Consider the following 13,764-nt stretch of genomic DNA (forward strand, 5'->3'; position numbering starts at 1 on the left):
AGCTCGATGGATCACCGGGGCGCCCTGCGCGCACTGGTGAGATGCCATGGTCGAGTCCGGACGTTCCCGCGCGCCCTCCCCGGGGGAGGGCCCTCTCGGCCTGCCCGGCCCCGCCGAGGGACCGGTCGAGCAGATCACCGGCTGGGACCAGGGCCTGGCCTACGTCGAGACGGTCCTGGCCCAGCTGGTCGCCGACCGCACCGAGGCCGCCGACCTGATCCGGGCCGCCGCCCGGGTCGCCGCCGTCGACGAGGCGCACGCGCGGGCGCTGGCGCACGTCGTCGGCGAGGCGGTCCGCGCGGCGCTGCAGGCCGACACGGACCGGGCCGCCGCGCGACTCGAGGTCGCCGAGCGGATCCGGGAGGTGCTGTCGCTGCGCGCCGTCGCCGCCGAGGTACACGAGCGACTCACCGACGCGCTCACCGCCGTGCGGTCCGGCGAGCGCGAGCTCGCCGAGGTGCTCCCCGAGGGGAGCAGGTCATGACCGCCGTCGTCACCGCGGAGCCCACGGTGAGCGCCGTGGCGGGTTCCGGCTGGCTCGGGCTCGGCGCCGTCGCGGCCAAGACCTGCCAGACCGCGGTGCTGCTGGTGTTCGCCGCCGTCCTGGCCCCCGACGAGTTCGGCATCGTCTCGCTGGCGGCCGTGCTGCTGAACGTCTGCGTGGTCGTCGCGGACCTCGGCACGAGCACGGCGCTGGTCCCGTTCCGCGGCGACGCCGAGCGCGCCGCCCGCAGCGCCCTGTCCCTCGCCCTCGCGCTGTCGCTCGCCCTGGTCGCCGTGGTGTGGACCGCGGCGCCCTGGCTGGCCACGACCCTGCAGATCGGCGACCAGGGCGCCGCGGTGCTGCGCGGTGTCGTGCTCTGCCTCCCGTTCGCGGCCGCGTCCGGGGTCAGCGCCGAGCTGCTGCGCCGCTCCCTCGACTTCCGGCGCCGGGTCCTCCCCGACATCGGCGGCAATGTCGTCGGGGCCCTCGTCACGGTCGCCGCGCTCGCGGCCGGCCAGGGCGTCTCCGCCCTCGTGATGGGCCAGCTCACGCAGGCGGTGCTGATCCTCGTCCTGTTCTGGGCGCTGCGCCGTCCGGTGCTCCCGGGCTGGTCCGGCGGCGACGTCCGGGCGCTGCTCGCCTTCGGCGGAGGTTGGGCCGGCAGCGGCCTGCTGACGCTGCTGATCCTCAACCTCGACTTCCTCCTCGTCGCGCATCGACTCGGCGCTCACGATGTCGGCACCTACTCGATGGCGTTCCGGCTCGCCTACATGCCCTACCTGCTCATCGCGATGGTGATCGGCGGCAGCCTGTTCGCCCACCTCAGCCGGATGCGCGGCGCCGCCGTGGGCCGCGCCGCCGTCGACGCGGCGATCCTGGTCCAGGCCCTCGTGGTGCCGCTGTACGCCGGCCTGCTGGTCCTCGCCCCCGGCCTGACCCTGCTCGGGGAGCAGTGGGCGCCGGCCGTTCCCGCGCTGCGGTGGCTCGCCGTCTACGGTCTCGCGCTGAGCGCGCTCGAGGTGCTGGTCGTGGTGCTCAAGGCCGCGGGCCGGACGACCGACGTCCTGGTGCTGACCGCGCTCCATCTCCTCCTCGTGCTCGTCCTGCTGCTCCTGGTGGTGGACCGTGGCATCACCGCCGTCGCCGCCGCGCAGGTCGTGGCCGTGGCGCTGACCGTCCTCGCCGCCGGGGTCCTGGTCGCCCACCGGGTCCCCACGATCGCGTGGCGCGGCCTCGCCGGCGGACTGCTCCCGGTGAGCGCCGGCGGTCTCGTGCTCGGGCTGACCGCTCTCGGCGTCGGCACCCTCGTGCCGGTGGCGCGCGGCTCGCTGATCGGCGTCCTGGCGGCGGGCTCGGCGTCCCTGGCCGGCTACCTGGTGACGGTCGTGGTCCTCGACCCGGCCGACCGCACGGGCCTGGCCCGCACGCTGCGGCTGCGCCGGGCGCCGCGCCGGGTCGGTGCCACCCTGGTCCTGGCCGCGGGCGTCGCGCTGTGTCTCGGCACCGCCGCCCTGGCCGTGCTGGCGCCGGTCCCCGTGCTCGCGGCGCTGGCCGGGGGTGCGGTGGTCGCCGCGGCGGCGTACCGCCTCGAGTGGGCGGCCCTACTCCTGGTGGTCGCGGAGCCGTTCGGCGACCTGCTGCGCGAGGTCCATCCGGCGGCGGTCAAGGCGGTCGGCCTGCTCCTGTTCGGCTCCTGGCTGCTGCGGCTGCTCGCCGGGGCCCGGTCGTCGCTGCCCCGGCACCCGGCCGGCGGCGCGCTCGGCGTCGTCGTGCTGGCGCTGCTCGCGTCGTTCGTGGTGCGCGGCATGGATCTCGCGGTCGGTCTCGACCACGCGGTCAGCTACGCGTCGTACGCGCTGGTCGTGGTGGCGCTCGTCGACGCCGTGCGCGGCGGACGGCCGGGTGCCGAGGCGGTGGCCCGGCGCCTGGTCATCTGCTTCTTCCTGTCCTGTACCGCGGCCGGCGCGGTCGCGACCCTCGGCTTCCTCACGACGGGCGGTCGCGCCGCCGGCCCGCTGGAGGACGCGAACGACCTGGCCTTCTTCCTCGTGGCCGCGCTGCCGTTCGCGTTCGTGCTCGCCCACCGGCGCTCGCCGGCGGCGGTGGCCGGCGCGACCGGCTGCGCCGCGATCCTGGTCGTGGCGACCTGCGCGACGTTCTCCCGGGGAGCCCTGCTGGCGATCGTGGTCATGCTGCTCGCCGCGCTGGCCCTGCGGACGCTGCGACCGACCACCGTCGTGGGCGTCGCGCTCGCCGCGTCGATCGCGCTCGGACTGCTGTGGGCGACCCACGCCGATGTCGTCGCGCGCAGCATCGCCGAGAAGGAGCACGTCGCCGCCGCCAACGTCGACTCCCGCTACACCACCTGGACCATGGCCGCCGAGATGACGGCCGACAGCCCGCTGCTCGGCCAGGGGCCCGGCGGCTTCGCGGCGGCGACGCCCGGGTACGTCCCCGGCGACGTCGGCGCCGTACCGCAGACGGTCGTCCACAACATGTACCTCGACGTCGCCTCCGAGCTGGGCCTGCTCGGGCTGGCAGCCTTCCTCGCCCTGCTGGCGTACGCCGTCCGGGGCGCCGCCCGTGCCCGGCGCGTCACCGAGCGGCGGCTGCTGGCCGACGCCGTCCTCGTAGCGTTCGCCGGCACCCTCACCGCGGCCTGCTTCTTGAGCGAGCAGTTCTACCTGCCGATCTGGCTGCTCATCGCCCTCGGCGTCGCCCTCGACCCCGGCTCCTCCGCTCCCGAGAGGCGGACCTGAGCATGCGCGTCCTCCAGCTGATCACCCAGGACCGCGGCGGCCCGGTCGACCACGCCGTCGACGTGGCCGCCGAGCTCGCCCGGCAGGGTCACGACAGCCATCTGGTCAGCCCGCCCGGCCCCCATCTCGCCCCGCTGGCGGCCCGGGGCGTGACGGTCCACGTCGCCGGCATCGACCGGGCCGCCGACCTGCGCGGCGCGCGGGACGTGAGCCGGATCGTCGCCGCGGTCGCCCCCGACGTCATGCACCTGCAGGACCGCCGCGCCGGGCTGGTCGGGCGCGCCCTCGCCGGAGCGCGCTCGCTGCCGTCGGTCTACACGCTGCACGGCGTGCCCGACCAGCTGGCCGGCCTGGTGCCCGGCAACCTCCCGATCGCCGCGACGCGGCGGCGCGACCGGCTGCGCTACCTCCGTCTCGAGGGCCTGCTCGCGCGTGCCCCGCGCTCCGCGGTGGTCACGCCCTGCCGGGCGCTGGCGGCCTACGCCCGCGACCACGTCGGCATCGCCGGGGCGCGCGTCCACACCGTCCCCAACGGCGTCGGCCGGACCTGGCTCGACCAGCCCGCGCGCCCGGCGGTGGCGCCCGCCGCGGTCCGGGTCACGTGGCTCGGTCTGATGCAGCCCGTCAAACGGGTACCCGACCTGGTCGCCGCGGTCGACCGAGTACCCGGCGTCCGGCTCCGGCTGGTCGGCGACGGCCCCGAGCGAGCGCGGGTCGAGGCGGCCGTCGCCCGCGCCGGCCACCCGGAGCGGGTCTCGTTCGCCGGCTTCCACGACGACCCCGCGGCCGTGCTGCGCGACGCCGACATCGTGGCGCTGCCCTCCGCCGCGGAGGCCTGTCCGATGGCCCTGCTCCAGGCGATGGCCCTGGGTGTCCCGGTCCTTGCCACCCGCGTCGGCGGCGTCCCCGAGGTGGTCCGCGACGGGCTGGACGGCGTGCTCGTCAAGCCCGGCGACGTCGACCAGCTCGCCCGCGCCCTCGCCGACCTCGCCGGGGACGCCGACCTCCGTCGCCGGCTCGGCGCGCAGGCCCGCCAGCGGGTCCACGACCACTATCTGGTCGACCGCACCACCCGGGCGCTGGTCGACGTCTACCAGGGCGTGGCCGGATGAGGATCCTGACCGTCATCCCCGAGCTCGGCGCCGGCGGTGCCGAGGTCGTCGCCGTGACCCTGGCCCGGGCCGCGGCCGAGGACGGGCACCAGGCCCGGATCGCCAGCGCTCCCGGGTTCCGGGTCGCGGAGGTCCGGGCCGCCGGCATCGCGCACACCGCCCTGCCCTCGGTCGGGCGGCGCCCCTGGGCCCTGGCCCGCACGGTCGCCCGGCTGCGCGGACTCCCGGTGCCCGACCTGGTCCACGCCCACAACCCGAAGGCCGCGCTGCTGTGCCGCCTCGCCTTCGGGCGCCGGGTGCCGCTCCTCGTCACGCTGCACGGCGTCGCCGACCACGAGCTCGGCGCCGCCGCCCGGATCCTGCGCCGGGCCGCGGACCACGTCGTCGTGGTCTCCCCGCACCTGCGCGAGCAGCTGACCGGCCGGGGCTTCCCACCGGGCCGGGTCACGGTCGTCCCCAACGGCGTGGACCGGCTGCCGCCGTACCCGCGGCTCCGGGCGCGCGCCGAGCTCGGCATCGACCCCGACGAGGTCGTGGCCCTGTGCCCGGCCCGGCTGGTCGACCAGAAGCGCCACGACCTGCTGATCGAGGCCTGGGCCGCGCTGGAGCGACCGCCCCTGCTGCTCCTCGCCGGCGACGGTCCCAACCGGTCCGGCATCGCCGCGGCCGTCGCCCGGCGCGGCCTGGGCGACCGGGTCCGGATGCTCGGGGAGCGCTCCGACATGCCACGCCTGCTCGGCGCGAGCGACCTGCTCGCCCTGGCCACCGACTGGGAGGGCCTGCCGATCGCGGTGCTCGAGGCGCTGGGCGCCGGCCTGCCGGTCGTGGCCTCCGACGTGCCCGGCATCACCCACCAGTTCGGGGCCGCGGTCCATGCCGTCGCGCCGGGCTCTGCCGCCGAGCTCGCCGCCGGGCTGCGGGACGTGCTGGCCGACCCGGCGCTTCGCGCCCGGCTGTCGACCGCCGCCACCGCGCTCTTCGACCAGCGCTTCGGCGCGGACCCGATGATCGCCCGCTACCGCGACCTCCATCTCACCATGACCGGGAGTCCGGTCCGGATCCCCACCACGACGGGAGTTTCACCATGAGTCCCAGCAGGAACCGCCAGAGCCGCTGGCTGCTCTACCTCGGCGCCGGCTGCATCGCGACGGGGCTGGTCACCGGGCCGCTGCTCATGTCGGGCGTCATCGGCGGCGACGGAGGCTCCGACGGCGACAGCCCGCGGCCCGCGGCTCCCGCCGTACCCGCGACGCCGACCGACGGGGGAGCCACCGCCGGCACGGCCGGCGTGGGTCCCGAGATCGTGTCCTGGGGCCAGGAGGGCCGCCAGCTCGCCGTCGTCTTGCGCAACGACTCCGACCAGGTCCTCGACGAGGCCCGGGTGCGGATCACCGGCCGCAATGCCGCGGGGCGTGCGGTCGTGGCGACGGCCGGCCCCGAGAACGACGTGTGCTGCACGGTGTTCGGCCTGCCGCCGGGCGAGGAGTTCGCCGTCTACGCCCCGATCGACCCGGCCGCGGCCGAGATCACCGACGTCGCCGTCGAGTACGTCTCCACCGACTTCCGCGCGGTGCTCCCCGAGGAGGGCCGGGTCGTGGCGAGCAAGGGCAGGCTCCGGCGCAGCGCCGACAACACCGTCGTGACCGCCACGCTGAGCGCCGAGGGCCCGGTCGGCGACCACGTCGCGGCCCAGGCGATCCTGGTCGACGCCGAGGGCAACCTCGCCCAGGTGATCTCGGGGCGCTACTGGTGCTACGAGCCCGGGACCCGGCGCCGGATCCGGCTCGAGCTCTACCGTCCGGTGCCCGCGGGCCTGCGCCTCGACAAGGTGATCGCCCACTCCATCCCCGACGGCGTGCCCCACGGCTCGAAGGGCCGGTGCTGACCGGTGGAGGTGCTCGTCACCGGTGGCGCCGGCTACATCGGCAGCACGGTCGTCTCCGCGCTCCTCGACGCCGGGCACCAGCCGGTCATCCTCGACGACCTGTCCTCGGGCCGCGAGGAGTTCGTCCGCGGCCTGCCGTTCCACCGCGGTGACATCGCGGACCGCGAGCTGGTGCGGGCCGTGCTCGCGGCCCACCCCGGCCTCCGGTCCGTGGTGCACTGCGCGGCCCGGGTCGTCGTACCCGAGTCGGTGGCCGACCCGGTCGGCTACTACCGCACCAACGTCTCCGGCACCCTGGACCTCGTCGCCGCCCTGGCCGAGGAGGGCGTGACCGACCTGGTGTTCAGCAGCTCGGCCGCGGTCTACGCCGCCGGCGACGACCCCGGCGTCGACGAGACCGCCCCGCTGGGTCCGGGCAGCCCCTACGCTCGCACCAAGGCCATGATGGAGGCGATCCTCGCCGACGTCAGCGCGGTGACCGGTCTGCGCAGCCTGGCGCTGCGCTACTTCAACCCGATGGGGGCCGATCCGGCTCTGCGCACCGGCCCCCAGCAGGCGGTGCCCCAGCACGTCCTCGGGCGACTGGTGGAGTGCAGCCGCCGGGGCGAGGCCTTCCATCTCACCGGCGTGGACTACCCGACGCCCGACGGGACCGGCATCCGCGACTACGTCCACGTGTGGGACCTGGCCCGAGCTCACGTCGCCGCCGTCGAGCAGTTCGACCGCGCGCTCGACGGGCGCCGGCACCAGGCGATCAACCTCGGCACCGGCCGCGGCACCAGCGTCCGGCAGCTGGTCGACGTCTTCGCCGCGGTCACGCACCGGTGCGTCGAGGTCCTCGAGGCGCCCCGCCGGGACGGCGATGCCGTCGGCGCCTACGCCCGGTGCGAGCGAGCCGCCGAGCTGCTCGACTGGAAGGCCGAGCTGGACCTCGCGGCCGGCGTCCGCGACGCGCTGGCATGGTCGGCCCGGCGGGCCGAGCTGCTGCCCGACCTCGCGGAGACCGGGCGATGAGCACGCGTCTGCTCGACGAGCTGCGTGCCAACCCGGCGCTGGTGGTCGACGAGGCCACCCGGACCGCGGACCGGGTGCGGATCCTGCGCGAGGTCGAGGGCCGGCTGTGGGCGACGGCGAACGGGATCCCGACCGCCGAGACGGTCGCGGTGGGCCGCTCCGGCGCCTGGCTGGTCAGCCGTCGCCTCGATGACCGGCCCGGCGTGAGCCTGGCCTACCTGCAGGCGGCGCTCGAGGTCGCCCAGCGGATCCAGCAGGCCCCGTGGCCGCGGCTGGAGCCGGTGGCCGACGCCTGGAGGGCGCCGCGGTCCGCGGCACTCGCCAACGCCGCGCGGATGCTGACCGGACGGGTCAGTCCTCGGGAGTACGTCGCGACCCGCGCCGCCGCGCAGGGCCTGCCCCGCACGGCGATGATCCACAACGACTTCCACCGCAACAACGTGCTCGACCAGGGTGCCGGCGCGGGCGTCGCGGTGATCGACTGGGAGTACCTCACGCCCGGACCGCCGCACCGCGACTTCCTCCAGCTGCTCGTCAACGTGCGCGACGATCACCTCGCCCACGACGGCTGGGAGCTGCTGCTGCGCTCCGTCCCGCGCGCCGAGCATCCCATCATCGCCCGGCAGTTCCCCTGGCTCGCACTGCGCACCTACGCCTCGCAGCTCAGTGCCACCGAGCCGGACCGCGACGCCGACCAGCGTGCCCACAACCGGCGGCGCTGGCACCAGGCCAAGGAGTGGTCGGCATGTCTTTCCTGACCGCGCCGCGGACCTGGACCGCCCGGGTCGCCCTGGCCGATGCGGCCCGGGCCCGGATCCGGGACCTGGCCGGGTACGTCGACGCGCGCAGCACGGCGTACTGCACGACGGCAGCCTGGCTCGCCGCCGCCGCGGCACACCTGCCCGGCGAGCCGGTCGTGCTCACCGTCGGCCCCGACGACGACTCCGTCGCGGGACTGGTCGCCCTCAGCCGGTCGCGGCGCCGGGGGATCTGGCGCATCGAGCTGCTCGGCGGCGAGCTCAACGACTACGGGCAGCTCCACCACGACGGCGAGGAGGCCGGCCTCGCCCTGACGGGCGCCCTCGTGGACTGGGTGGAGCGCGAGCACGCCGCCTGGTCCCTCGACCTCGCGCAGCTCCCGGAGGACGACCCCGTGGTCGCGGCCCTGGCCGCCCGCCTGCCGCGGGCGCGGATCGAGCCGGGCCCTCCGATCCCGCAGATCAGCGGCATCGGCAGCGACTACGTCGTCAGCCGCAACCGGCGCCGCAAGGCCAACAACGCCCTGAACCGGATCGCGGCCGACGGGCGCCACGCCGAGCAGCTCGTGGTCCGCGACCCCGACAGCCTCGAGCGCTGGCTGCCCGTCGTGATCGACGTACGGCGCCGGCGCGACCACGCCTGCGGTCGGCGCAGCCACCTCGACGACCCCGCGGTCCGCGCCTTCCACGAGACCTTCGTGCGCGACCTGTGCGCCGCGGGCGCACTCACCCTCGACCTGCTCCTCGTCGACGGCACGGTGGCCGGCTACGGCATGGTCGTCGAGGAGCCCGGCGTCCACCGTGTGTTCGACGGCCGCGTCGCCGACGGGCTGGAGCACTATCGGGGCGCCGTCGTCTGCGACCTCGCGGCGACCGCGCGCGCCTCCGCCGACCCGAGCGTGACGACCTTCGACTGGCTGCGCGGGCGCACCGACGGCAAGTTCGGCAACCACGAGGTCCGGCGGGTCGGCGTCGTCGCGACGTCCGGGGCGGCCCTCGAACGGCTGGAGCGGTGGGAGCGCAGCGCCCGCACCCGGCTCAAGGCCGCGCTGCCCACCGCCGCACGGCGCAGGATCGTCGAGCGATGAGCAGCACCACGACGGCCCCGCCGGACTCGAGCCTGCGCCGCACCGGCACGACGGTCGCGGCGCTCGCGGCGTCCGAGCTGCTCGGCAAGGTCGCCACCTTCGTGATGTTCCTCCTGCTGGCCCGCATCCTCGGGCTGGCGGAGTTCGGCGTGCTGTCGCTGGGCTTCGGGCTCGGCCTGCTGCTCGCCGTGCTGTCGTCGTCGGGCCTCGACTCCCGGCTGATCCAGCTCGGCAGCGCGCAGCCCGAGCTGCTGGACCGCTGCTACGGAGCGCTGGTCGCGATCCGGGTGGTGCTCAGCGCGGCGATCACGGTGGTCACCGGTGGGATCCTGCTGCTCACGATGCCGGTCACCGAGGCGGTGACGGTCGGCCTGATCGTGGTCGCCTGCCTGGCCGACACCTTCATCGACGCCTCCCGGGGCTGCTGCGGCGCGCGCCAACAGCAGCACCTGTCCGCGGTGGTCCTGGTCATCCAGCGGTTCCTCTCGCTGGCCCTGGTGGCCGGCGCCCTGGTCGTGGCGCCGCGCGCCGAGGTGGCCGCCCTCGCCTACCTCGGCGGCACCCTCGGGGGCGTGGTCGCCATGCACCTCGCCGCGCGGCGCGCCGGGGTGCGGCTGCGGCTGCAGGGGAGCCGGCCGCAGGTCCGGCAGCTGCTCCAGGCCGTGCCCGTGATGGGTCTCAACGCCTTCGCCTCGATGGGCCTGTTCCGCATCGACACGGCCCTCGTCGGCGTCATGCTCGGCACCACCGCGGTCGGTGTCTACGCCGCCAACTACCGGATCTTCGAGACGGTGACCTTCGTGACCTGGACCCTGTCCCGCGGGGTCGTCCCCGTGATGGCCAGCCGGCCCCACGACCTGGCCCACGTACGACGCTGGGGACAGCTGTCGATGCTGGCCATGCTGACGGTCTACCTGCCCTACGGCGTGCTGATGGCGCTGCGCGGCGACGACATCGTCACCGCTCTCCTCGGCGCCGAGTACGCCGACCCCGGGCTGCTCGTCGCCCTCGCCCTCGCCCCGGCGTTCTTCGGCATCGCGCACCAGTGCGCGTCCTTGCTGCTCGCGCTGCGCCCGGACCCCATGGTGCTCGTCGCGAGCGTCGTCGCGCTGGTGGCCAATGTCGGCCTCAACCTGGTGCTCATCCCGTGGTGGGGCCTGATGGGCGCCGCGGTCGCCACCACCGTCTCGTTCGCGATCCAGGCCGGGGTGCTCCTGGTCGTCGTCCATCGGCGGATCGGCTCGGTCGTCCCGCGCCGGCACCTGCTCGGCATCGGTGTCGGGTGCGCGGCTGCGGCCTGGTGCTCGACGGTCCCGCCCCTGCTGCTCGCGGTGCTGGCCGCCGGGGCGGCGTACCTGATCGCGACGGCGGTGGTGAGCCTGGCCGCCGACCCGGCGCTGCGTCGGGAGACTCAGAGGTTGCGGCGCCACTGACGCAGGCACCACGCCATGCACACCGCCCAGGCGGCCACGACGAGCAGGTCGTCGAGGTGGACGCCGTGGGTGGCGCTCAGGCTCACGACGATCGGGCCCGAGAGTCGTGAGCTGCCGGCCAGCGCCTGGACGCTGATCGCGCTGATGAGAACGGCGAGCAGGGCCAGCTGCGTGCGTTGCGACATGGTCGGGTCATCGTAGTTCGGGCCCGCCGCGGCCCCGCCGAGCGCCCCGGGTGATGTCAGATCCGATATCGCCGCTCGTGAAATGCACACGAGTGTTGGCGCCACCGGGCATGGTTGACGGCGCACCGGTCCGCAGATGTGGCCGGCTGAGGGGGACGCACGGCATGTGGGGGATCGTCGCGTCGTTCGAACGACGGGCGGACGGCGACGCGGAGCTGTTGGACACGTGGTGGCGGGCGGCCGGCCGGCTCGGCGCCCGCCGGGTGGCGGCGGTGCCGATGGCACGCACCGTGCTGGCCAACTCCCTCGCGATCGTCCACTTCGGCGAGGTGTCCGACATCGAGCACCTCGCGCAGCTGATGCGCCAGCTCGGCGGGCGGGAGGTCGCGCAGCTCCAGGACGACGCGCTGAGCGTGGTCGACGGGCCGGACCGCACGCTGACCACGGCGCTGACCCGCGCCCTCGGCGAGCGGGCCTGGGGTCTGTCCCCGACCTCCGCCGGCGCCCTCGACCTCGCAGACCGCCCCGAGCTGGTCCAGGTGTGCTCCACCGCGATGACGTGGTTGATGACCGTCGGGGTCGCGGACCCCGCGCTGCCCCAGGTGGCCGGCCGGGAGGACGTGCTCGCCCTCTTCCGGGCCGGTGGCGTGCTCCAGTGGCGCGCGTTCGTCGCGGCCGCGATGGCGGCACCGTGGTCCGGAGCCGTCGACGACCTTCTCGCGATGCTCGACCCGGAGCTGCATGCCGCCGAGATGCGCGCGTTGCGCGCGGTCAGCGACCTGGTCCGCCGCATCGTCGAGGACGACGAGCGCTCGGCCGTCGCCGCCCACATCCGCAACGCCATCGCCGAGACCGGCCTCACCCAGCGGGAGTTCGCCGCCCTGATCGGGACCTCGTCGTCGCGGCTGTCGACATACGCGACCGGCGCGGTGACGCCGTCGGCGGCGATGCTGCTGCGCATCAACCGGGCGGCCCGGCGCGCACGCCGGGGTGAGGCTGTCGACTGAGGGCGCTCGGATTTTCTTTACCAACTCTTCGTGAGAATCGCGTCATGAACCGGCCCCTGGTCCGTCCAGGTGGATGTCGGCTCCGGTCGGCGCCCCCCTGTGGACCTCCCAGAAGGCGACTCAGCGATGACCCTCTCCCCAGACCTGCCCCGTGCGCTCCCGACCCGCCCGCTGCTGGACGACCTGGTCGACAGCCTGCGTGAGCGCGAGGCGGAGGTGGCACGGCGATCGTCGGCGGCCTGGGAGCGGTGGCACCGCTGGGAGACCGAGCGCGGCAACGGCAGTGGACCGACGCACTTCAGCGCGGTCCTGGCGAGCTTCGTCGCGCTGGCGGTGCTCGACGACGCCGCGGACGTCGGCCGGGTCGCCGACCTCGGCCGCGAGCTGGGGCACGAGCGCGTGGCGTCACTCCAGCACCGCGCCAGCCGGCTCGTCGACACCGACGTCGACCGTCCCCTGACCACGGCTGTCGTCCACCGACTGCTGGCCCACGACTGCAGCCGTGACCTCGGGCGCGCCCTGGTCTTCGCCGACATCGACGTCGACGCCGCGCCCCGGATCGGGCTGGACGCCGTCCGGGCGGCGCTGGTCGCGTTCGGCCGGGGCGGATCGGTCGTCGAGGGCCGCCACGCGCTCGGGCTGATCGCGGCCGAGCCATGGGGTCCCCACGCGCAGGGCCTCGTCGACCGGGCCGACGAGAGCGACCGGGAGCTCGTGGCCACCCTGCTCACCTGGTGTCGCGAATGGCGCACCGACCACGACCGCCGGCTGGTCGGGCGGCAGGTCCAGCGGCTGGTGGCGCTGAGCGGGGTGACCCAGCGCCAGTTCGCCGCGCGGATCGGCACCTCGCCCTCCCGACTGTCGAGCTACGTGACCGGCTCGGTCACGCCCTCGGCGACCCTGCTGCTGCGGATGCAGCGCTCCGCCCGCGCCTTCCAGCACGAGCTGACCGGGGCCGCGCCCGTGCGGGTGTGAGGCCGGCCGCGACCGGTCGCGCCGGGACCTGGCCTGAATCCAGGCGCTACGACAGGTACCAGTCCGGCAGCGGCCCGGGCGCCAGGTCCGTGTCGTCGCCGGGGCGGGTGAGGGTGAGCACCGCCCGGACGATCTCGGGGCGGTCGTGGAGCGCGTCGGCGATCGCGCCGAGGCGCTCGGCGACGTCCGACTCGGGTGCGTCGCCGACCAGGTCGACGGCGGCGACGAGGAAGATCCGGTCCGCGCCGACCCACTCCATGTGCAGGTAGCTGATCCGCGCGATCTCGGGGTGCTCCAGCAGTGCGTGCAGCGCCATGTTGCGCGCGAGCGGCGTGACCGCCTCGCCGGTGAGGAAGTCCATGTTGCGGCGGATCAGGAAGAGCGCCACCACCCCGAGGAGCACCCCGACCAGGATCGAGCCGAGCGCGTCCCAGATCGGGTCGCCGGTGAGCTGGTGGAGCAGGATGCCGACGAAGGCGACGGCCAGGCCGACCAGAGCGGCGAAGTCCTCGGCGAAGACCGCGCGCAGCATCGGGTTCGAGGTGATCGTGAGGTAGCGCAGCGGGTGCAGCCGACGCGGTACGGCGGCGTCCCGGGCCTGACTCAGTGCCTGGAGGAAGGAGGTCCCCTCGAGCACGAAGGCGAGGCCGAGCACGGCGTACGCCCAGGTGTACGCCGGCGCCTCCTCCTCGGCGTGCAGCGACTGGACGCCGTGCCAGATCGACACCGCGGAGCCGACCGCGAACAGGCCGAACGCCGCGAACATGGACCACACGTAGCCGACCCGGCCGTAGCCGAGGGAGTGCTCGTCGTCGGGCGGCCGGGCGGCCTTGCGCTCGCCGACGAGCAGGAACACCTCGTTGCCGGTGTCGGCCCACGAGTGGGCGGCCTCGGCGGTCATCGACGCGGAGCCGGTGAGGCCGGCGGCCACGGACTTCGCGACGGCGATCAGCGCGTTCGCGGTGAGCGCGACGAGAACCGTCACCAGGCTCTCGCCGCCGGCCGACTCCTCGGTGGTCCTCACCCGGCCCATTGTGCTGGCTCAGTCCATGCTGCGCGGGTCA

General features: G+C 75.2%; 13 protein-coding genes. 11 read left to right on the forward strand and 2 right to left on the reverse strand.

Annotated elements, in window-relative coordinates; all coding sequences use genetic code 11:
- The first annotated feature begins 46 nt into the window (after positions 1-46).
- The 9 genes from ACUP6Y_RS11450 to ACUP6Y_RS11490 are packed head-to-tail and all read left to right on the forward strand — an operon-like array spanning position 47 to position 10,533.
- Positions 47-484 (forward strand): hypothetical protein, encoded by a 438-nt coding sequence (locus ACUP6Y_RS11450; protein ID WP_462556476.1) that lies wholly within the window; start codon positions 47-49, stop codon positions 482-484.
- Complete coding sequence (locus ACUP6Y_RS11455; RefSeq protein WP_462556478.1) at positions 481-3,243, forward strand: oligosaccharide flippase family protein; 2,763 nt, start codon at positions 481-483, stop codon at positions 3,241-3,243. The genes ACUP6Y_RS11450 and ACUP6Y_RS11455 overlap by 4 nt, the downstream gene beginning before the upstream one ends.
- 2 nt (positions 3,244-3,245) lie before the next feature.
- The gene (locus ACUP6Y_RS11460) at positions 3,246-4,355 is read left to right on the forward strand and encodes a glycosyltransferase family 4 protein (RefSeq protein ID WP_462556480.1); all 1,110 of its coding nucleotides are present in this window, start codon (positions 3,246-3,248) and stop codon (positions 4,353-4,355) included.
- Positions 4,352-5,443 carry a glycosyltransferase family 4 protein gene (locus tag ACUP6Y_RS11465; RefSeq protein ID WP_462556483.1) on the forward strand — a complete coding sequence of 364 codons (1,092 nt, stop codon included), beginning with the start codon at positions 4,352-4,354 and terminating at the stop codon, positions 5,441-5,443. Before ACUP6Y_RS11460 ends, ACUP6Y_RS11465 begins: the two co-directional genes overlap by 4 nt.
- On the forward strand, positions 5,440-6,240 hold the full coding sequence (locus ACUP6Y_RS11470; protein WP_462556485.1) for a hypothetical protein: 801 nt from the start codon (positions 5,440-5,442) through the stop codon (positions 6,238-6,240). The genes ACUP6Y_RS11465 and ACUP6Y_RS11470 overlap by 4 nt, the downstream gene beginning before the upstream one ends.
- Positions 6,241-6,243: 3 nt before the next feature.
- Positions 6,244-7,254: a UDP-glucose 4-epimerase GalE gene (gene galE / locus ACUP6Y_RS11475; protein ID WP_462556487.1), complete on the forward strand. Its 1,011-nt coding sequence runs from the start codon at positions 6,244-6,246 to the stop codon at positions 7,252-7,254.
- Positions 7,251-8,012 carry a phosphotransferase family protein gene (locus ACUP6Y_RS11480; protein WP_462556489.1) on the forward strand — a complete coding sequence of 254 codons (762 nt, stop codon included), beginning with the start codon at positions 7,251-7,253 and terminating at the stop codon, positions 8,010-8,012. Before galE ends, ACUP6Y_RS11480 begins: the two co-directional genes overlap by 4 nt.
- Complete coding sequence (locus tag ACUP6Y_RS11485) at positions 8,000-9,100, forward strand: GNAT family N-acetyltransferase (protein WP_462556491.1); 1,101 nt, start codon at positions 8,000-8,002, stop codon at positions 9,098-9,100. The genes ACUP6Y_RS11480 and ACUP6Y_RS11485 overlap by 13 nt, the downstream gene beginning before the upstream one ends.
- Complete coding sequence (locus ACUP6Y_RS11490; RefSeq protein WP_462556493.1) at positions 9,097-10,533, forward strand: oligosaccharide flippase family protein; 1,437 nt, start codon at positions 9,097-9,099, stop codon at positions 10,531-10,533. The genes ACUP6Y_RS11485 and ACUP6Y_RS11490 overlap by 4 nt, the downstream gene beginning before the upstream one ends.
- On the opposite strand, the gene ACUP6Y_RS11495 is transcribed toward ACUP6Y_RS11490, so the two are convergent.
- A complete protein-coding gene (locus ACUP6Y_RS11495; protein ID WP_462556495.1) occupies positions 10,512-10,718 on the reverse strand; it encodes a hypothetical protein in 207 nt (68 codons plus the stop codon). The two genes, ACUP6Y_RS11490 and ACUP6Y_RS11495, sit on opposite strands and share 22 nt — an antisense overlap.
- A gap of 164 nt (positions 10,719-10,882) precedes the next feature.
- On the opposite strand from ACUP6Y_RS11495, the gene ACUP6Y_RS11500 reads away from it, so the two are divergent.
- On the forward strand, positions 10,883-11,725 hold the full coding sequence (locus ACUP6Y_RS11500) for a helix-turn-helix domain-containing protein (protein ID WP_462556497.1): 843 nt from the start codon (positions 10,883-10,885) through the stop codon (positions 11,723-11,725).
- Positions 11,726-11,851: 126 nt separating this feature from the next.
- Entirely contained in the window at positions 11,852-12,700 is an 849-nt protein-coding gene (locus ACUP6Y_RS11505) for a helix-turn-helix domain-containing protein (protein ID WP_462556499.1), read from the forward strand.
- Between the two features lie 46 nt (positions 12,701-12,746).
- Here ACUP6Y_RS11505 and ACUP6Y_RS11510 read toward each other — a convergent pair whose 3' ends face one another.
- A complete protein-coding gene (locus ACUP6Y_RS11510) occupies positions 12,747-13,724 on the reverse strand; it encodes a cation diffusion facilitator family transporter (RefSeq protein WP_462556501.1) in 978 nt (325 codons plus the stop codon).
- Positions 13,725-13,764: the final 40 nt, after the last annotated feature.

It is taken from the genome of Nocardioides sp. S5-5 (assembly GCF_054954065.1).

Coding starts and splice junctions, on each gene's coding strand:
- ACUP6Y_RS11450 (WP_462556476.1), top strand. CDS start 47: ATGGTCGAGTCCGGACGTTCCCGCGCGCCCTCCCCGGGGGAGGGCCCT.
- ACUP6Y_RS11455 (WP_462556478.1), top strand. CDS start 481: ATGACCGCCGTCGTCACCGCGGAGCCCACGGTGAGCGCCGTGGCGGGT.
- ACUP6Y_RS11460 (WP_462556480.1), top strand. CDS start 3,246: ATGCGCGTCCTCCAGCTGATCACCCAGGACCGCGGCGGCCCGGTCGAC.
- ACUP6Y_RS11465 (WP_462556483.1), top strand. CDS start 4,352: ATGAGGATCCTGACCGTCATCCCCGAGCTCGGCGCCGGCGGTGCCGAG.
- ACUP6Y_RS11470 (WP_462556485.1), top strand. CDS start 5,440: ATGAGTCCCAGCAGGAACCGCCAGAGCCGCTGGCTGCTCTACCTCGGC.
- ACUP6Y_RS11480 (WP_462556489.1), top strand. CDS start 7,251: ATGAGCACGCGTCTGCTCGACGAGCTGCGTGCCAACCCGGCGCTGGTG.
- ACUP6Y_RS11485 (WP_462556491.1), top strand. CDS start 8,000: ATGTCTTTCCTGACCGCGCCGCGGACCTGGACCGCCCGGGTCGCCCTG.
- ACUP6Y_RS11490 (WP_462556493.1), top strand. CDS start 9,097: ATGAGCAGCACCACGACGGCCCCGCCGGACTCGAGCCTGCGCCGCACC.
- ACUP6Y_RS11495 (WP_462556495.1), bottom strand. CDS start 10,718: ATGTCGCAACGCACGCAGCTGGCCCTGCTCGCCGTTCTCATCAGCGCG.
- ACUP6Y_RS11500 (WP_462556497.1), top strand. CDS start 10,883: ATGTGGGGGATCGTCGCGTCGTTCGAACGACGGGCGGACGGCGACGCG.
- ACUP6Y_RS11505 (WP_462556499.1), top strand. CDS start 11,852: ATGACCCTCTCCCCAGACCTGCCCCGTGCGCTCCCGACCCGCCCGCTG.